Here is a 19,794-nt window from a genome sequence, read left to right on the forward strand (position 1 = left end):
CGGCTCTGAGCGATAGCTCTACCTAGCTATGCATTGAGAAGGCGCGACCACCTTCTCAATTCATATATAACTAAACTCTAAATGCCAGCAATTATTCGGCGTCTTGTTGCGGATTCTGTTCAGCGTTTATCTTCGCGTACGTGTGCAGCAGCTCAGTGAGTATTTTGACCCAGCCAAACGCATCTTGTGGCGGATCAATCAGCAGTTTTTCGACCTGTTCACAGTGCACCTCTAGGGTAATTGCCTGCTCTAAATTGAATGAGATGGCATAGAAATGCCACAAAACAAGTCGTGTCATTCGCTCACTGTTCTGTTTTGCATTTTCAGAATCATCAAATGCCTGTTGAATCTCGCTCAGAGCAATTGCCGTCATTCGCAACGTTGCGTCAAGACGGGCCGACATCATGCGCTCTTCGCTGTCCACTTCTTCTTGTTCAAAGGTAAACAGCTCACTCATAACATCTTCTGGCACCATTCGGCTAATCATTCGAAGGCTGAATTCTTCCAGTTCATGACGAGGCATGGTCACAAGGCAGTTAAAGGTGTAATCACGAAGCATAGTAAGTTGCTCTGGTTAACGATCAAATTGAACCGCGCATTCTAATCAGATTGCAGCAATTTTCCAATTTTTCCTATATTGCGGACCGTTTAGGTAACCCACACTATCAGGACTGCTACGCTAGTTTGTTAGGTTATCCGTCATCGCGTCCGCAACGGCAGCAAACTTGGCCAAGTCTTGCTTATCAATACCCGCCGTCATTTGAAGCAACATCGCTTTATCAATCTCAGCCACTTTACTCATGATGGTTTCACCTGCGGGCGTCAATATCAGGAAGTGGCTTCGCTTGTCTTCAGGGTTTGGAGCTTTCTCCAACAACCCTTCTGAAATCAAAGTATTAATAAGCCTTGTAACCTGAGCTTTATCTCTGCTTAGCAGGTTTGCAATATCAATTGATGTACAAGGTGCTCGCTTAGTAATGATCTTCATTACTCTGATATGCATCGGTGCTACATCGCAATCAAGGCTTTCAATTTGTTCACTCATTTGACGCTTCAGCGTATGGACGAGGCGGAAAATCGATTCAAGTGAGGTGTTTTCAGACATAGTGATCCTTAAAAATATAGTTGACATTATCAACCATAATACTTATAGTTGACATTATCAACTTAATTCTAAGCAATTTCAAGACTGGAGAACCTAAATGACGACACAAACAATGCCTGCTTCCCCTGTCACCAATGATGCAAGCACCCCTATCCTATATAAGGTGCTTGTCATTGTCAGTTTGATGACAGTGATTGGAGGAACTCTGACAGGTGTGATGACTTACATGAATGTCGGTTTACGTGAAACCTTTTACAGCGATTGGTTATCTTCATTTGCCCTAGCCGCTATCGTAATGATGCCTTTCGGGATGGTGATGATGACTTTACTTACTAAGCTCGCCAATCGACTGCTACCGTCAATAAGCGCGACATTTCGTAACCTCATCGTTGGGATAAGTATGGCGGTCGTAATGGAATCGCTATTGGCTTTCGTTACCGCAGCCAACAACATTGGATTTGCTGATATGACAGTATTCACCAATGAATGGTTCAAGGGCTTTATTGCCGCACTACCTGTTGGCCTAACGATCATGGTCGTTATGTCAATGACAGTGAAACCTAAAATCGAAACCTTCTTAAAAAGCTAGACTTTAGAATAATAATCCCCCTACAGGAGCGCACTATGAATTCACTCAATAGTAAACACAACACTTATCGAATCACTATCGAAGAAACTAATACTAAAGCGGAACGCGAGCTTCAAACCATGACGTTTGAAATCGAGGATAGAGAAGATATGTTTGCCATTGTCGAAAAAATGAAGCAGTCGAGTGGACTGGATGAGCAAGCGGCGACTCGTCTTGGAGTCAGTATCCGTCTATTAGGTCCTTTGATGATGCAAGATCGTAAGCATCCGCTATTCTCTGACTTTATGCCCCACTTCAAAACCTTCATGCAAAATTTGAAGAAGACCATTAAAGGACAATAGTCTTATCCTAGCCTCTCGGTAACGAGAGGCTTTTTGTTTCTCTCCTCATTAAATAAGATTCAACTACGCTTAATACTCTAACAATGACACTTTATTGACGGGGTTAGATATGAGCAAGAAGCTGGAAAATGCCACCAATCTATATATGGAAGGAATTCGCGATGGTCACGTAAGAGAAGCTGTGACCAAATATACAGGAATTCGTTATACCCAGCACAGTACTGGCGTCCGAAATGGAATTGAGGGTTTCGTGGAGTTTTTTGAGCCATTCATTGAACGCTGTCGAGTCAGAGATATCCAGATCATTCGCTCTGTTGTCGACGGACAATATGTTTTTGTTCAAGCTTATCAAGATATCAATAACGGAGAAGCTTATTGGCTCACAACTGACCTATTCGACACCGACCAACACGACAAGATAGTTGAGCATTGGGACGTCATTTCTGCCTATCAAAATAATCCGGATGACCAACTCGACCAGATTAGTGGGCCAACTGAAATCACTGATTTAGAGCACACCGAGTCCAACAAAGAACTAGTACGTCGCTTTCTTTGTGATGTGATGGTTCTTGGTCAAACGGAATCAAAAGACAACTACATCACGTTTGACGATATTCCCATTCATGCCTCCTCGAACGTGGTTCACCCATCAAAACTCATCGGCGCTTACAACCAGGTATTTAAAATCATCGGACAGGGTGATACGGTGGTGGCGTACAGTCGCGTAATCCATCAAAAACAAGAGTATGCGCGCTTTGAGATATTCAGAGTGAGTAATGCGAAAATAGTCGAAATTTGGATCAATGAAGAGCCTATTCCACCAAAGCATGAGTGGGTCAACGGCGGTAAATTCTAATCGCAGAACAGCACAGTTATCAGTGTACGAGGTAAACAGATGTCAAAAACAACCAAACTTGAGAACGAAGACAAGTTATTCAAAAAGGCATTGGAAGTTGGCTGCAAAATGGCAGCAATGCAGGGATATCCCATTCAGGATCAATCAGCGACACCAGCAACGAAAGCAAAAGCTCTCTATCACTTTCTCGTAGAAGTAAAACAAATCGTCCCTCTCCCGGAAGACAAAGAAGATGGACCTCACATCAAAAAACGACTCGCTATTTGGCTTCACAGTGCCTTACCCGACAATGACCCTCTGAAATAACGAATACGTCATGGAGCACTCCCTTTTTATAAGCTCCATGACATCTTCTTTATTGCTCTAACTCATCTTCTATCCAAACATTTCTAAAATCTGGCCACGACCAATCCGTAATGGATACTCCCTGCAACACTCCTTTCCAACGCAGTGTCTGTCTGTGGTGAAACAGCGGCGTGAGCCAGTTCTGATAATGCATCGTTGTGGCAATAGACTCTAGCTTCGCTAAATACTGAGTTACTTGGCTACTTTCACGAAGGCTGATCATTTCAGCCCTTAGCCACGCAGATGCATCGTCCGATAAACCTTGGTGTAAGATAGAATCTGACATCAACCATCGATACACAGAAATCGGCAAGTTGTCATCTACATTAAAACTGGCAATCACTAAAGGCTCACTGAGCTGACGGTGTTGCGACAACTTATGCATTTCTTCTAACGAGTAGACATTGATGGTGCAGTCTATACCCATTTGATTCAAAGTATGTTTCATCACCTGAGCGCAATCTTTTATTACCAGATGGTCGTAGACTGCTATATCCAGACAACTTGGAAGCGATGCCGGCTCTGGTTGACAAGGTTTAATCTGTGTCCAACTAGGTAGAAAGTTGTGAGCTGGAATCGACGCCATTAACAGTTCTGACAATTGATCATGCTGTAATATCGTTTCAGGTGAGAGCACACTCGCCAACCAACGCCGCTGTGCGAGGGTTAACTGTTGCTGACTGGCTGTATTGAACAACATATACAGGCAACCATTTTCGATTCTGGTCTGGGTACTTTCCTGAACATCACTGCGGTTTTCTATTAAATAGTCAGGCCGATCTAGAAGATTAGGCTGATCATAATGACCTAACTGAATACGTTCACTTGGTGTATTGGCTAATTGCCAAATCGTCACAGTGTCGGTCAAAGAACGCAGACCAAAATAAAAGTCGTTCGCTTGTAACCTTAAACGCTCGTCCGATTGCTCAACGACTTGGAAAGCTCCAGAACCGTCTATGGTTGCTACTATGGGGGAACTGATTTGCTTAGGAGGTTGAATGGAATAGCGCAAGTCAGAGAGCAATGCTGCAAAGCCTAGATCTGGACTACTAAGTTCAAACGTCACACTTTGCTTTGTAAAGGAGATAGTCACCACATGCGACAGTTCTTCGCGGTATTCTGGAAGCCCGTGCAATTGCTCAAATAGCTCTTTGATGAGTGCGGCGGTGATAACCTCACCGGAATGAAATTTAAGTTGCGGGCGAATATAAAAGCGCCAAATGGTAGCGTCTTCGTTGCTGGTCCACGCGTGAGAGAGCTGAGGGGTTAACTGCCCTTCTTTGTCACACCCTGTCAAACAAGCATAAACCTGCCTTACTAAGAATCGCTCGCTATTTCTCAATGGAGTGTGAGGCAACAGTTCATCGAATACGCGTCGATACGTTAGTTGAATATGCAGCTGATCTTCACGAACGATCGCACCTGAAGTTTGGCGCAGTAAAGCGGCAAACTGCTGTTGGTCATCTTCGAGGAACGTCATCGCATTTTCATAGTATCCAGCTTCAATCTGCACTCGAGCTAATACTTGGCGAATTTCGGCACGTTCAAAAGCAAGGTGTATTACCGAGCGCTGATTTCGCCCGACTTTGGGCTGCCAGGTAAGCCATTGTCGCTGTTGAAGCTCTTGCAACAAGGTGCGGCTGTGACGAGTCGTAGTACAAAGTTTTTCTGCCACCTCAGACAGAGAAATAAACACATCACACTTGGTTCCTAGAGGCAGTAAACGTTCATAATAATGCAGTGCGCGTTGGTCTTTCATTTCATCCCTCAATTACAGAAGAGTGCTGATTTCGAAGCACAATCAGGAAAATTACGATACATTTCCTTCCTCATTTAAATCCCATCGCCTCTATTTAGTACTAAAATTCGCTAATAAACACATATTGAGGAAGATTATACAAAAACATTCACTCTTTTTTCATTCCTCATATTAATCAATACTAGGTCTATAGTAGTTTTACTTACAGATTGTTGCTTGCAGCAAGCTCATTAGCGACAAATCCAAATCAATAAAGCAAATAAGCTTAGAGGTTTCATATGACTCAATTTCCGGATAACTTTCTGTGGGGTGGTGCAATTGCTGCCAACCAAGTTGAAGGTTCTTATAACCTTGATGGCAAAGGACTCTCGACCTCAGACATGCTGCCTTCAGGCATTTTGAGTCCTCATCAAACTCGCGATGAACGTACTCCTGGTATCAAAGATCTTGCTATCGACTTCTACAACCGTTATCCAGAAGACATTGCGCTTTTTGATGAGATGGGCTTTAACTGCTTGAGACTTTCTATCGCTTGGACTCGCATTTTTCCAAATGGTGACGACACACAGCCAAACGAAGCGGGACTCGCTTATTACGACCGTCTATTTGATGAGTTAGCGAAGTACAACATGACACCATTCGTGACCTTGTCTCACTACGAGATGCCTTACGCGTTAGTAGAAAACTACGGCGGCTGGGGTAATCGAAAACTGATTGAGATGTTTGAACGTTACGTTACAACGGTGTTTGAACGTTACAAAGACAAAGTGAAACTGTGGCTGACATTCAACGAAATCAACATGTCATTGCATGCACCTTTTACCGGGGTAGGTTTGCAAGAAGATGCTACAGAACAAGAAATCTATCAGGCTATCCATCATCAGTTGGTCGCCAATGCCAAAGCGGTAAAACTGTGCCAAAAGATCGTTCCAGATGGCAAGATTGGTAACATGCTGTTAGGCGCGTTAAACTACCCGTACACGTGCAACCCTGATGACGTGATCGCAGCGATGCACGAAAATAACAAATGGCTCTTCTTCGGAGATGTACAAACTCGTGGTCAATACCCAGGCTACATGTTGCGTTACTTCCGTGAAAACCAAATTGAACTCGATATTCACGACGGAGATTTAGAGACCATCGCACAAGCGTCAGTCGACTTCATTTCGTTTAGCTATTACGCCAGCGGCTGTGCAAGTGCCGATCCAAAGCAAAAAGAAGTAGGTAACATCGTTGACAGTGTACCGAACCCATATCTGGAGAAAAGCCAGTGGGGTTGGTTGATCGATCCGAAAGGACTGCGCATTTTGCTTAACTTCCTGCACGACCGATACCAAAAGCCGTTGTTTATTGTAGAAAATGGTTTAGGAGCAAGAGACGAAATTGATGCGAATGGCAACATTGAAGATGACTACCGCATCAAATACCTAAATGACCATTTAGTACAAGCGAGAGAAGCGATTGAAGATGGTGTTGAATTAATGGGATTTACTAGTTGGGGTCCTATCGATCTTGTAGCGAACTCCACCGCAGAAATGAGTAAGCGTTACGGTTTCATTTATGTCGACCGTCATGATGACGGCAACGGCACACTAGAACGTAAGCGTAAAAAAAGCTTCCATTGGTATCAAGAAGTGATTAAAACCCAAGGTAAATCACTAAGCGAATAACCAAAAAGAAAAAAGCCAGACAACTCGTCTGGCTTTTGTTTGCACGCTTTTTAAGGCAGCGCCAACGCCTTTTGTTTTAGCAAAGTGACAGGCACTCGCAGTATACGCATATTGGAACTATTGGTTTCGACAATCACAATTGCTGTTTCAGCATCAAGTTGATAAATATCTGAATAAGCCGATGCACCTTCGACCAATTGAATTGGACCTTTCCAGCTGTTGCCCTCGTCAAAACTAAACCATAAACCTAAGTCTTGACGATTGCTCGCTCCAGACGGACTACCTTGGGGATTGGTGAACAGCAGATATCGACTACCATCCGCTTCTTCGAAGCGAGTAATTGAAGCGTCGACGGTTCCAGAGCTTATACCTGGGAAAACATCGGCATTGTTACCGCTGAGCATAGCCCATGTTTTACCGCCATCTTCACTCAAGAACTGTTGACGCGGACCGTAATTAACACCACTTACGATCTTGTTAAAATCAAGGCGTGCAGTTAAGAGCAAATGACCATTATCTAGTTCAACAAGATCCGATTCACTCGGCTCAAGCGTTTCCAAACTGCTCGCACTCTTCCAACGATAAGGAAGCGGTAAGCTTGCCCCTGTTTGCCAGTTTTGACCACCGTCGTCACTGTACACAGACATGACGTTTAAGAAGTATCGGTCTAGTGTAATAGCGGGATATATTAGGCGTCCATTATGACTACCAGCAATCGCTTGCTGTCGTTCAAGCTGGATCCCGTGACCAGGCCCAGGGTTCACACTGGCGTGTCCGTAAAAGCTCATGGTATTGCCGGACTTCTGTTTACTCCAACCTAATTGTTCTAGGTCAGTCGTGGTACTCGCTGGATCTTGTTGAGCTAAATAAGCCGCATCTAGGCTAACCAAGGTCACGCCTGATTGCTCAAGAGCGATATCCTGTAGATGAATTCGGCCATCAACACTGCTGTCTGCGTTACCAAACTCCACAAGATTGCTACTCGACGTTTCACCTGACCAACTAGCCAGAGTATTGCCATCGACCAATAGAGACACTTGATTACTCAGGGCTGAATAGGCAATTTGGTATTGATGAAAACCATACACATCACCACTACTTAGCGCGACAACAACAGGCGAAGACTCACCATTTAATTGCGCGGTAAGCTGTCCTGACGGGTCTACAGCAAACGTCACCACAAAAGTACGAGCTCCATCTGCCGCCTGTATTCGGTTAGCAGCACCGTCAAAGATTCGTAGTGTGGCATTCAACTGCCAGTCCTGATTACTGTTTAGAGTGGCTGATTTACTGTAGAGCTCTGAACCTCCCCAACCTGCAATTTGATAGCTGTGCTCCTTCACTTGATGAGTCACATCCACCGGAGCCAGCCAATTTGAAGAAGCGATATCGTAGGTACTGTAGAAGACCCCACTTGGCATCCATGACTTGATCTTATCGCCATTCTGCGCGGCGTCAGTCGGCCAACGGACATAAGAAACAATAACACTGTCAGACGCTGAATCGTAAATAGGACGAGGATCAGAGAAATCATAGTCGTCGTTAGCGTTGATCTGCTCGGTTAAGTTCAATTCAGTATTCCATGTCACCCCTGAGTCGGTAGAGACGCGAGTAATAATATCATTGGTGTTGGCGGTTGAACCTGGGTCACCTCCCCCCACTCGTTTCTCTGCAAAGGCTGTCACCACACCGGGTGTTTTTGTGCTCGCAACTAGAGATGGTATGCGATCGGGGCCGTTGAAAATCACATCGCCTTGCACTTCGAACTCTATATTCTTGTATGCTGAGACACCATCGGTATAGGTTGAACCGTTACCCCACACCAACATATTTTGTGACGTTGGTGAAGGAGATATCTGATCGAGAATTAGCTGTCCATCGAAGTAAAAGCTCGCATTAGGGTTATCCCCCGGGTGAAAGACCAATTCGTACTTATGGTAGTCCGTTGCCGCCGCGCCTGTCGCCAGTACAGTAGTACCACTTCGACCTTCAAACTCCACCACTAGCTCACCAGCACTGTTTATGGATAAAATTGGCAACACACGCTGACTGCCATCGGCGTAATAGTTGGTGATCATGCCGCCACTAACCACGCGCATTTCAGTCGATAACCTCCAGCCGTAGTTCGTTGCTTGACTCTTTAACGCGTCAGATAACACCGTTTTCCACTGTGCTCGTCCGCCTTCACCTTGTGCGACCCATGCTGTTACCCCATCTACTGTTGATAGCGCACCACTACCACTTTGGCTATGATCTGCAATCCAGCCTTGTTCACTTGGCTGATCTTTGACGGGGTCAGTTGTTGCCATGTAATCAAACAGCTCTGCGTTTGCCAGCGGAGCGGTACCTATTGCCATAACGAGCCAAACTGCTTGTCGGTTTTTCCTAAAAACCATATTTGTTCCCTTCTGTCTAAATCCAAACTAACTCATGGTGTTACTTTGCGACAACGACTCGACAACGCTCTGAATCACAACAAAGTAGGCCCGAATAAAAAACTGAGTGACGCAAAATGGTCACTAGCATGCCATACAGCCTAGTTTACTTTTGCATTAATAAAAATTTACTTCATCGATCAAGATCGCAAAAAAATATATTTTCATTTAATAACTAAAAGGACAATAGCAACGTTTAGAAGGTAACGGAAATGCGCCCAGATCCACTAAGGGCGCACCAATTAGCTGTGTGCTTGAGTGCTGTCTCGAATGATAACTTGCACTGGGGGGATGTCGTAATTTGGTTTATTGCCACTGATAAGATCGAGTAGATATCTGACACCGATCTCACCCATTTCTGCAAATGGTTGGCGTACTGTAGTTAGACGAGGAATGTAGTATTCATCAATAGGAAGGTCATCAAAACCAATTACCGAAACATCTTCAGGGACTCGTAAACCGTACTGATGCAATGCTTGAATTACGCCAAACGCACTATGATCATTAGCTGCAAATATTGCAGTGGGCTTGGCACCGCCCTTTAATGCAGTCGTAAGATTTTGGAAAGCATTTCTTGATTCAAAGTGACCGTCGATAACCATACCGGGTTCTGCCACTAACCCTGCATTTTTCAGCGAGCGCAAATAACCGGCAATACGGTTCTCAGAATCAATATTGCCACTTGGTCCCGTCAAATGCATGATTTTCTTATGACCTAGCTGAACCAAATGGTTAGTGGCAAGATACCCCCCCATTTCATTATCAACGTTTATGAGAGGCAAAATTCCTTTACCTCTACGACACATCAATAATGTCGGGATCTTTCCTGTTAGTGCTGCGATATCTTCTTCTGCCAAATCACCACCGACAACTATAATGCCATCCACTTGCCGTGAAACCAGATCTTGAAGCTCGTGACGTTCACGGCTTTGTTCCCAGTTCGTGGTTTCGATAATAATATCGTAACTGTGGTTACGCATTCTACGATCCATGCCATATAGGATGCGGCTTACATAAGGGGTATCAAATGAAGGTGCAACAACACCGATCTTCATGTTCCGCTTTGTCTTAGGCTGGGCTTTACGACCTTTAGGTTTAAAACCAAGGTCAAAGATAGCCTTTTCGATGGTGTCGACTTTGTCTTTAGCGATGAAGGTCGTTCGATTTAAATAACGTGAGACGGTGCTTGGCGAAACGCCAGCTTTTCTAGCAACGTCGTATATGGTGGCTTTTTTCTCTTTCATATGGCCGATTTCACCGCATTCCTTTGTGTACTATTTCGGACAATTACCTCCACAGGAGGGACTTGGTAGTTTGGCTTAATTCCACTAATCAAATCAAGAGCATAACGTATCGCAATAGATCCCATGATTTCGAGTGGCTGTTTAACCGTGGTGAGTTGTGGAATTAGGTAGCTGGAAAATGGCAGATCATCAAAACCTATGAGTGAAATGTCATCCGGAACAGAATAGCCTTTTTGATGTAATGCCTGAATTGCTCCATAAGCGCTTTCATCATTAGACGCGAAGATAGCCGTAAACTCAATCCCTTGCTCTATTGTCTCTTTAACCACTTCAAGCGATTGCTCTGACTTAAACTCACCTTCAACAATCAACTCATCCAGCACTTCGATTCCCGCTTTTTCCAAACTGCGTTTATACCCGACTACCCGCTCATCAGAATCGTTATTACCGATGGCTCCGCGAAGATGAAGGATTCTGGTGTGACCTAACTGAATCAAATGATTGGTCGCTAAGTACCCACCAAGCTCATTATCGACTAAGACTTGAGGAATACCGGTAATGCTATCTGTAGGAGCTAGATAGACCGGACTTCCCAGTAGTAACACCGGCGTTTTGCCAAGGATCGTTTTTACTTCAGCATCATTTAGGTAGCTACCAATTAACACAATAGCATCGGCATTTCGCTGCTTAAACTGTTTGAGGATTTCAGTTTCGCGGGCTTTATTCCAATGGCTCGTTTCAACAATGATCTGGTATGAGTGGTTGAGCACAGTACTGTCCATGCCCTTTAATATTCTTGCGATATGTGGACTATCAAATGATGCAGCGACAACCCCAATCGACATACTGCGCTTGGTAATAGGTTGCGATTTTCGAGGTTTACTCTTGAACCCAGACTCAAACATCGCTTCTTCGATAGCACGCACTTTATCTTTAGCAATGAAGCTGGTTCGATTTAAGTAACGAGAAACAGTACTTGGAGAGACACCCGCTCGTTTTGCTACCTCGGTTAAGGTAACTTTGCTTTCCTTTTCTTTTTTCATGGTTCTACCAACATCAGCGCCCATAAAATAAAGCGCCTAAACATAGACGCTTTATAACTTACTCGAAACGGCAGGGTCAAACCGAGAGCGTTAACAAGTATTTCGGTTAAAGTCGCTCGGTTTCATCCAGCCTTGCAACGCACTCGTCTCTCCTAATGACGCGCCATTTGATTCGATCACTGACTTATACCAAAGTGCAGATTCCTTAGGCGTTCTCTTCATCGTTTCATAATCAACGTGAACCAAGCCGAAGCGCTGCTTGTAACCTTCCGCCCATTCAAAGTTATCGAGTATTGACCATTGGAAGTATCCCATGATGTCGACACCATTCGCGGCCGCTTCTTTCAAACCTAATAAGTAACGATGCAAGAAGTCGATGCGAGTCGTATCATACACTCTACCGTCTAAACTGACCCAATCATTGGTGCTAAGTCCATTTTCGGTGACAATAATCGGCTTGTTATAACGCTCATACAAAAATTCAGTGCCCCACTTGAGTGCTTCAGGCGTAATTGGCCAATCGAAATGGGTCTTCGGATAGTTATTCGGATACTCCACAACTTCTGGTGTCCCATCGGCTGCTGCACGTACCATTTCCGAGCTGTAGACATTAATTCCAACAAAATCCAAAGGCTGACAAATGGTTTCCATATCACCAGGTTTGATAATAGGTGCATCAGCGCCAAATAATGCCAATCCATCTTCTGGATATTCACCTTTGAATGCAGGATCCATCCACCAGCTCGCGTTAAACATTTCTTTATTAATAACATTAAAGGTATGCGCTTTTGCAGCTGCAATATCTTCTGGGCTGTTGGTCATAGGTACAGCGGTTCGGAAACAAGGTGCTGCCCCGACCTTAGCTGGACGTTTCGAATTGGACCGAATCACTTGTACCGCTTTACCGTGGGCAAGTAGTGCATTGTGCCACGCGCGATTCACTTCCTTCGCAGGGAGTTCAAGACCAGGGGCATGCATTCCCGTTTGGTGGCCAAGTCCAATGAAACATGCTTGCTCATTTAACGTAAACCAGTTTTCCACTCGATCAGACAAACGGTCGACAATCACTCGAGTATATTCAGCGAACCAATCGCTAGAGTCGTCATTTAACCATCCTCCTTTGTGGAACAGTGCCATCGGATAATCCCAATGAAATAACGTTACCCAAGGTGAAATGCCTTTAGCAAGCAACTCATCAACCAAACGGTCGTAAAAATCCAACCCTTGAGTATTCACTTTACCAGTTCCTTCTGGCATCACCCTTGGCCACATAATACTCAATCGATACGCTTGTAGAGCGATTGACTGCATGATTTTTACGTCTTCTTCATAGCGATTGTAGTGGTCGCAAGCCATAAATCCTGTGTTTCCGCCCTTTACGAATCCATCACGGCGAGAGCACATGTCCCAGACGGAATCTGCACAGCCATCAACACCTTGGGTATTACCTTCAATTTGATAACTGGCGGCAGCTGCCCCCCAAATAAAATCATCTTTGAAAGCCATCGTTTCTCCTTAATCTCATCTGCTTTGGTTTGTGTGACTTACAACACTTCACGCTTGCTTTGTAATCACTCAAGGCTAAACAAATTAATGCGCTAATTGAGTGATATCTGTCTCACTACTTCTGCTGCAGATTTTATTTATATCGAAACCATGAACCATATTTAGAAATACAACAAAGCCATGAAATATCTTTTTATTTTTCACAATTTAACCATATAAATCAAATATTTATGATGAAAAATATTTCATGCCCGTTAGTTTTATAAATTAGACATGGTGGATTAGATCACAAAACATCTCATTATTGTTCGTTAGCATAAATTTAGAAATTCACTCGCTGCATGTTTGTCATGTCCATATTCAGTCGGATTTATATAGAGACCTTAAGCAACAATGAAATTAGATAATACATATTACGAAAAGCTGTACGCTGGAATCTTAGGCAAGATAATTGGAGTGTATGCAGGACGACCTTTTGAGGGTTGGGTTAACGAGCATATCGTTGACCAATTCGGTGAGATAAACCGCTACGTCAACGAACAAGTTAACCATCCTCTTATCGTCAGTGATGACGACATTACCGGCACCTTTATGTTCACTCACGCTTTGGAAGATCATGAGTATCGCTCTGACTTTTCTAGCCAGCACCTTGGTCAATCTTGGCTTGATAATTTAATCGAAGGAAAAACCATTCTTTGGTGGGGTGGCTATGGACAATCGACCGAGCACACTGCTTGGCTCAATTTAAGAAATGGGTTTGAAGCACCGCATAGTGGCTCAATAGAAACCAACGGAAAAACCGTCGCAGAACAAATAGGCGCACAGATTTTTATTGATGGCTGGGCACTCATCAACCCTGCAATGCCAGATAAAGCCGCGCAGATGGCAACTGAAGCCGCTAAGGTTAGCCACGACGGTGAAGCCGTTCACGCCGCAGTTCTACTTGCCGTTATGGAGTCTCAAGCGTTTATTGAAACCGACTTGCACGCTCTCATCGATCTCGGCCTGAGTTATATCCCTAAAGAATCGAAAATTGCCGAAGTCATTAACGCAGTTCGTGGCTGGCATGAAGAGAATCCACGTGATTGGAATTGGGCATTTTCGCAGCTTAAAACTCACTATGGCTACGACAAGTTTGACGGCACTTGTCATGTAATTCCTAACCATGGATTAATCATTTTATCTCTTCTTTACGGAGGTGAAAGCTTCCACGAATCAATGAAAATTGTGAATACATTAGGTTGGGATACCGACTGTAACGCGGCGAACGTAGGTTGTCTCAATGGTATTAGGTTAGGCTTAGCCGCTCTTGATGATGGCTTTGATTGGCGCACACCAGTCGCGGATAGAATTCTTCTTCCAAGTGCCAATATTCAAGATCATATTTTCGATGCAGTTCAAGAAGCCGATAAGCTCTATGCAATCGCTCATCAATTACATCATAATGAGCGCCTACCCAAACGTCCTAGATTCCACTTTACGCCTAAAGGGTCATTGCAAGGTTTTGCTATTAACCCTGACTTGAACTACAACCAAAACGCACGCCTTAGCAACAGTGAGCAAGCGCTGCGACTAGACTTCTCGCATTTGGTATGTGGTGTTCCGTTGCAAGTGAGTACCGCAACACATACGCCACTAGATAGTAAAGTAAACGAATCGTCGTACCACATTGTCGGCAGTCCTACACTCTATCCGTCTCAAACTATCGAAGCGAGCGTGTCAGGTGCAACCGATTATGACCACGCCAGTGTCAGTTTCTACGTCGAAACTTACGACAGTCAAATGAACGTTGAGCGCATTTTTAGTGAACCATTCACCTTGTCAACGCAACCACAAACTCATCAATGGACTCTACCAAAACTCGATAACGTAATGATTGCCACTGTTGGGCTGCAAATTAGTAACCCACACTCAGGAAACGATGCTGGATATATCAAGCTGCATTCATTGGACTGGCAAGGCACGCCATCGCAAACCATAGGCATTGATAGCAACCCTATCCATGAAATATGGGAAAGCAGCTTTATCAATACTATGGATACCTGCATCAAGTTCGACAACCAGGATATCTACCGCTTAGTCAATAACGACGCATCTCACCCTGGGCTTTACGTATACGGCAGTAAAGACTGGCACGACTACTCTTTATCTATCGCGCTCAAACCTCAAATAAAACAAGCTTTTGGTCCGATAGTTCGCTACCAAGGGTTGGAACGTTACTACCGAGTCGAACTCAATACGAATGATCAGATCTCATTGATACGTAGAGAGTTTGGCAAAGATGTCGTTATCGCCATAGAGCCATTCCCGTGGCAACCACACGAGCGCTATCACTTCGACCTTTCAGTGAACGGCAATTTGTTTGCTTGCTCGATTAACGGCAAACAAGTTCTGACGTCCATTGATGAAACCATGCCTGAGACCTATCAGTCTGGCGGTGTAGGTTTTTACAACCAATTGGGCCCTGTACACTTCACGGATATGACGGTAGTCGCACTCTAGAACAAACTAACGCTTACCTGACCTAGCGACCAAATTGGTCGCTAGCATCAACCACAAAGTGACTCAGCACTGAAGAACAAAAACTGAGCGCTTACCCTAATAAGAAAGAGATAGAGCAATGAAAACAGCATTAAAATACTCCAAACTTGTCTCTGCTATCGCGCTAGCAACACTGTCTGGCACGGCATTGGCGCAAACGACGCTAAATGTGGCAGCATTTGCAAACTACGACCAGGCAATTCGTATGGCGATCCCGATGTTTGAAAAAGAGAATCCAGACATCAAAATCAACCTAACCTCACTGGCATTCGATGACCACCACACAGCGATGACAACCTCACTGTCGACAGGTGCGAACGTACCCGATGTAATGGCAATTGAAGTGGGCTATATCGGCCGATTCGCTAACGCAGGCGGCTTGGAAGATCTTAATCAACCACCATACAACGCAGGCACATTTGCTGATACTTTCTCACCATTTACAGTACCTTTAGGCCAAAACAACAAAGGCGAGCAGTCAAGCTTACCTGTTGATATCGGCCCGGGTGCGATTTTCTATCACAGTGAAGTATTGGCTAAAGCTGGTGTGACCCAAGAAGAACTGCTGCGTGACTGGGACTCATTCATTGAGTCTGGCAAGAAAATCAAACAGAAAACTGGCTCCTACCTTGTTGCAGACGCGGTGGACATTAAAGATATCGTTATCCGCTCAGGCCTCAAAGATGGCGAATCTATCTACTTCGATCAAGACAACAAAATCATGGTCGAGTCCGATCGTTTTAAAGAAGCTTTCAAACTCGCAAAACAAGTGCGTGATGCTCATCTCGATGCGCAGGTAAAAGCGTGGAGCACGGAGTGGACCGAAGGTCTGCGTCGCGGTGATATTGCCAGCCAGATGATGGGTTCTTGGCTTGGTGGTCACTTTAACGGCTGGATCTCTCCGGGAGAAAACGTCTGGCGCACCGCAGACCTTCCTGCTAATACATTTGCAAGCTGGGGTGGCTCATTCTTGGCAATTCCAAAGCGCGCGGAGCATAAAGATGAAGCATGGAAGTTCATTGAGTTCATGAGCCAACGTGTTGATATTCAGATGGAAGTGTTCGAGCAGCTTAATATCTTCCCTTCTCTTATCGAAGCGCAAAATTCTGAATTCATGGAACAGCCTGTTGAATACTTAGGTGGAACTCAAGCTCGCATGCAATGGAAACTGGCCGCTGCCAACATCCCTGCAATTAAGGCACATCGACATGACCCTATCGCCGAGCAGATCGTCGATGACGCGCTTCAATCGGTACTGACTCGTAATGTAGAGATCGATAAGGCGCTATCAGATGCCGCCCGTCAAATTAAGCGCCGCGCTCGTCGTTAATCCCGTTTCATCAATTTTTAAGACATCCTCCTAGCGATTGCTAGGAGTGATGCTCGATTTAGGTAAGTAGAAAACTATGGCTTCTGTAACATTTAAGAACTTAAAAAAGCGCTACGGCAAAACTGAAGTCGTTAAGCAGTTTGATCTGCATATTAACGATGGGGAGTTTGTCGTATTTCTGGGACCATCTGGCTGCGGAAAATCCACGACGCTGCGCATGTTGGCGGGATTAGAAGAGATTTCTGAGGGCGAGATCTATATCGGAGACCGCTTAGTCAACGACCTTCACCCAACTGACCGCGATACCGCCATGGTTTTTCAAAGCTATGCCCTTTACCCACATATGACGGTAGAACAAAACATTGCTTTTCCACTTAAAATGGCTGGTCGCAACAAAGATGATATCAAACAGCAAGTAGCTGCCGTAGCGGACTCCTTGGAGCTCACTCCGTTACTCAAACGTTATCCTAAAGCCTTATCTGGTGGCCAAAGACAGCGCGTAGCCATGGGACGAGCGATGGTCCGTGTCCCTTCTGTCTTTCTGTTTGATGAGCCACTGTCAAACCTTGATACCAAATTAAGAGGCAGCATGCGCGCTGAAATCAAAGCGATGCATCAGAAGTTAAAAACGACCACTCTTTATGTTACTCATGATCAAGTAGAAGCCATGAGTCTCGCCGATAGAGTCGTGATTTTAAAAGATGGCTACGTGGCACAAATTGGCACACCTAAAGAGATTTTCGACGCACCATCGTGTCGTTTTGTCGCAACCTTTATCGGTAGCCCTGAAATGAACATGATTCCCGCGACTATGCCCCACTCACGTGGACTGAATATCAGCAATCAAGTTGTTGAACTTGACCGCTGCTTGCACAATTCACATGAAGGCATCGAGTATGGAGTACGTCCAAGCGATTTGTATCTTAATAAACAAGCCATTGAATCAGACAGCATAGCCAGCGTTAAAGTACGCTTGATTCACGCTGAACTTCTGGGATCTATGTATCACTTACACTGCCAGTTAGGTGACAACAAAATTCTTGCCGAAATCGATTCGTCAGACTCCCTCACTCGACTTGAAGGTGAAGACATCGAGCTGTTTTTCGATGTTAAACGAACGCATGTATTTAATGCCGAAGGCAAAGTTTTACATGCAGCCTAATCGAGTATCGTTACAGGAAGTCCAACCATGTCTGTCAGCATAACCTCTACCAATAAACCCAGTGAAAACACTGGTACTTGGCATCAATGGCGAGCCAAGAGTCATAAATGGGTACCCTACCTGTTTATTAGTCCATTTTTCATTATTTTCTTAGCATTTGGTGTGTTCCCAATGCTGTTCTCCCTCTATCTTTCCTTTCATTATTGGGAGCCAGCGGCTGGTCTCAGTGCGATGGAGTGGGTGGGTTGGGAAAACTACCAATTTGCGCTTACCGACGATTGGTTCCACAAATCTCTCTACAACACATTCTGGATGGCACTGGCATCAGGCGTTCCACAACATTTAGTCGCCATACCTCTGGCTTTCTTCATCCATACCAGTTTTAAGCGTGCCAGAAATGGAGTCATCGGCGTCTACTTTCTGCCTTACATTACTTCAACCGTTGCGGTGGCGATGATCTTTACTACGCTATTTTCACGAGACTATGGCTTAGTAAATATGGTCCTTACCTCTATAGGTACTATTTCCATTGGCGGTATAGAGCCGTTTGCATGGATCTTCCCAACGCAAAACATCGACTGGAATCAGCCCGAATATACTAAAGGCATGATTTCATTCGTGGTGTTTTGGCGTTATGTGGGTTGGAATACCATTCTCTACCTCTCAGCGATGCAAACTATTCCAAAAGACCTGTATGAAGCTGCCACCATTGATGGGGCAAGCAGAATAAAGCAGTTCTTCTACATTACGCTGCCAATGCTTAAACCGATGATGTTCTTCGCGATTACGCTGTCGATCATTGGTAGTCTACAAATTTTCGAAGAACCCTTCATCATTACCAATGGGACGGGCGGTATAGACCAAGCCGGTAAATCTGCGGCTATGCATATGTACATTACTGCATTCCAAGAAGGTGATTTTGGTACTGCCTCCGCGATCTCTTGGATTCTATTTATGATTATTGCCGCTCTATCTTGGGGCAACAACAAACTGTTCTCTGAGAAAAACCGAGGAGCAAACGATGAAGACTAATTTCTCCGCAGGACAAATCACCGCCTACAGTTTCGTCGCCTTTGGTGCGATCGTTATGTTAGCTCCGTTCTACTTTATGTTTGTTTTTGCGACCCACGATAATACGGCCATTATGTCGGTGCCGCCTCCACTGTGGTTTGGTGACGAGTTAGGCAACAACTTAACCGCGCTCATTGATTACTTACCCTACTTTTGGAAAAACTTAGGTTGGAGCTTCTACATTGCTGCTATCACAACAGCCTTGAACCTGCTGTTTTGTTCACTTGCTGGCTATGCATTTGCTATGTTTGAGTTTCGATACAAAAAGATGTTGTTCGTGTTCATTATGGGCACACTCATGCTACCCGCGTTTTTGAGCATGATTCCGACCGCTTTAATCATGTCGATTCTCGGTTGGATGAATACGCCAAAAGCGCTCTATGTCCCTATGGCATGTGGGGCGATGGGCATCTTCTTGATGAGACAATATATCGGCAGCGCCATTCCAAGAGAGCTGATTGAAGCGGCGAGAATGGACGGTTGTAGCGAGTTCGGAATTTACTGGCGCATTGTTGTGCCATTGATCAAACCTGCGTTGGGTACGCTGGGTCTTGTGGTATTCATTGGTCAATGGAATAACTTCATGGGTCCACTGGTTGTTATGAACGATATGGAAATGTACACCGTTCCGCTCGCGTTGCGTGCGTTGCAAGGTAGTACCGGACTGGTTCCTTACGGCGCAATTTTCAGTGGAGTCGCTATCGCCGTGCTACCGCTCATGGTGATGTTTGTGATCAGCTCTCGTAAGCTTATCGACGGCTTAACCGCAGGAGCCGTGAAAGGTTAATCCTAACTAA

The 19,794-nt window shown here is 44.7% G+C and carries 17 protein-coding genes; 10 read left to right on the forward strand and 7 right to left on the reverse strand.

What is annotated here, in order from left to right; translation table 11 throughout:
- Positions 1 to 91 precede the first annotated feature (91 nt).
- Both MMA19_RS03475 and MMA19_RS03480 read right to left on the reverse strand, forming a co-directional pair.
- Positions 92 to 559, reverse strand: coding sequence for a hypothetical protein (locus tag MMA19_RS03475; protein WP_006069492.1), 468 nt, complete (start codon positions 557 to 559; stop codon positions 92 to 94).
- Positions 560 to 679: 120 nt separating this feature from the next.
- A complete protein-coding gene (locus tag MMA19_RS03480) occupies positions 680 to 1,105 on the reverse strand; it encodes a MarR family transcriptional regulator (RefSeq protein WP_006069491.1) in 426 nt (141 codons plus the stop codon).
- Between the two features lie 97 nt (positions 1,106 to 1,202).
- Between MMA19_RS03480 and MMA19_RS03485 the strand changes: the two genes are divergently transcribed.
- The 4 genes from MMA19_RS03485 to MMA19_RS03500 all read left to right on the forward strand — a co-directional run bounded on the left by MMA19_RS03485 (position 1,203) and on the right by MMA19_RS03500 (position 3,197).
- A complete protein-coding gene (locus MMA19_RS03485) occupies positions 1,203 to 1,694 on the forward strand; it encodes a DUF2798 domain-containing protein (RefSeq protein WP_240205518.1) in 492 nt (163 codons plus the stop codon).
- Between the two features lie 35 nt (positions 1,695 to 1,729).
- Positions 1,730 to 2,035 carry a DUF3861 domain-containing protein gene (locus MMA19_RS03490; RefSeq protein WP_006069489.1) on the forward strand — a complete coding sequence of 102 codons (306 nt, stop codon included), beginning with the start codon at positions 1,730 to 1,732 and terminating at the stop codon, positions 2,033 to 2,035.
- 109 nt (positions 2,036 to 2,144) lie between these two features.
- Complete coding sequence (locus tag MMA19_RS03495; protein WP_240205519.1) at positions 2,145 to 2,891, forward strand: hypothetical protein; 747 nt, start codon at positions 2,145 to 2,147, stop codon at positions 2,889 to 2,891.
- A gap of 39 nt (positions 2,892 to 2,930) precedes the next feature.
- A complete protein-coding gene (locus MMA19_RS03500) occupies positions 2,931 to 3,197 on the forward strand; it encodes a DUF5062 family protein (RefSeq protein ID WP_031494115.1) in 267 nt (88 codons plus the stop codon).
- 49 nt (positions 3,198 to 3,246) lie between these two features.
- Here MMA19_RS03500 and MMA19_RS03505 read toward each other — a convergent pair whose 3' ends face one another.
- Positions 3,247 to 4,995 carry an SgrR family transcriptional regulator gene (locus MMA19_RS03505; RefSeq protein ID WP_031494116.1) on the reverse strand — a complete coding sequence of 583 codons (1,749 nt, stop codon included), beginning with the start codon at positions 4,993 to 4,995 and terminating at the stop codon, positions 3,247 to 3,249.
- Positions 4,996 to 5,273: 278 nt separating this feature from the next.
- Here MMA19_RS03505 and ascB point away from each other — a divergent pair, with 278 nt between their 5' ends.
- Positions 5,274 to 6,665 (forward strand): 6-phospho-beta-glucosidase, encoded by a 1,392-nt coding sequence (gene ascB / locus MMA19_RS03510; protein ID WP_124941277.1) that lies wholly within the window; start codon positions 5,274 to 5,276, stop codon positions 6,663 to 6,665.
- A gap of 50 nt (positions 6,666 to 6,715) precedes the next feature.
- Here ascB and MMA19_RS03515 read toward each other — a convergent pair whose 3' ends face one another.
- The 4 genes from MMA19_RS03515 to MMA19_RS03530 form a co-directional block, all read right to left on the reverse strand.
- Positions 6,716 to 9,061: an exo-alpha-sialidase gene (locus tag MMA19_RS03515; protein ID WP_240205520.1), complete on the reverse strand. Its 2,346-nt coding sequence runs from the start codon at positions 9,059 to 9,061 to the stop codon at positions 6,716 to 6,718.
- 281 nt (positions 9,062 to 9,342) lie between these two features.
- On the reverse strand, positions 9,343 to 10,344 hold the full coding sequence (locus MMA19_RS03520; RefSeq protein ID WP_031497171.1) for a substrate-binding domain-containing protein: 1,002 nt from the start codon (positions 10,342 to 10,344) through the stop codon (positions 9,343 to 9,345).
- Positions 10,341 to 11,387, reverse strand: coding sequence for a substrate-binding domain-containing protein (locus MMA19_RS03525; protein ID WP_038221737.1), 1,047 nt, complete (start codon positions 11,385 to 11,387; stop codon positions 10,341 to 10,343). The genes MMA19_RS03520 and MMA19_RS03525 overlap by 4 nt, the downstream gene beginning before the upstream one ends.
- Before the next feature lie 90 nt (positions 11,388 to 11,477).
- Positions 11,478 to 12,893 (reverse strand): GH1 family beta-glucosidase, encoded by a 1,416-nt coding sequence (locus MMA19_RS03530; RefSeq protein WP_240205521.1) that lies wholly within the window; start codon positions 12,891 to 12,893, stop codon positions 11,478 to 11,480.
- A gap of 393 nt (positions 12,894 to 13,286) precedes the next feature.
- Here MMA19_RS03530 and MMA19_RS03535 point away from each other — a divergent pair, with 393 nt between their 5' ends.
- The 5 genes from MMA19_RS03535 to MMA19_RS03555 all read left to right on the forward strand — a co-directional run bounded on the left by MMA19_RS03535 (position 13,287) and on the right by MMA19_RS03555 (position 19,784).
- Complete coding sequence (locus MMA19_RS03535; protein ID WP_240205522.1) at positions 13,287 to 15,395, forward strand: ADP-ribosylglycohydrolase family protein; 2,109 nt, start codon at positions 13,287 to 13,289, stop codon at positions 15,393 to 15,395.
- A gap of 118 nt (positions 15,396 to 15,513) precedes the next feature.
- Entirely contained in the window at positions 15,514 to 16,764 is a 1,251-nt protein-coding gene (locus tag MMA19_RS03540; protein ID WP_240205523.1) for an extracellular solute-binding protein, read from the forward strand.
- Positions 16,765 to 16,840: 76 nt separating this feature from the next.
- The gene (gene ugpC / locus MMA19_RS03545; RefSeq protein ID WP_239921903.1) at positions 16,841 to 17,926 is read left to right on the forward strand and encodes a sn-glycerol-3-phosphate ABC transporter ATP-binding protein UgpC; all 1,086 of its coding nucleotides are present in this window, start codon (positions 16,841 to 16,843) and stop codon (positions 17,924 to 17,926) included.
- A gap of 27 nt (positions 17,927 to 17,953) precedes the next feature.
- On the forward strand, positions 17,954 to 18,958 hold the full coding sequence (locus tag MMA19_RS03550; RefSeq protein ID WP_006069477.1) for a sugar ABC transporter permease: 1,005 nt from the start codon (positions 17,954 to 17,956) through the stop codon (positions 18,956 to 18,958).
- A complete protein-coding gene (locus MMA19_RS03555) occupies positions 18,948 to 19,784 on the forward strand; it encodes a carbohydrate ABC transporter permease (RefSeq protein WP_006069476.1) in 837 nt (278 codons plus the stop codon). The genes MMA19_RS03550 and MMA19_RS03555 overlap by 11 nt, the downstream gene beginning before the upstream one ends.
- Positions 19,785 to 19,794: the final 10 nt, after the last annotated feature.

This window comes from Vibrio sp. CyArs1 (genome assembly GCF_022432925.1).
GTDB classification, from domain to species: domain Bacteria; phylum Pseudomonadota; class Gammaproteobacteria; order Enterobacterales; family Vibrionaceae; genus Vibrio; species Vibrio mediterranei.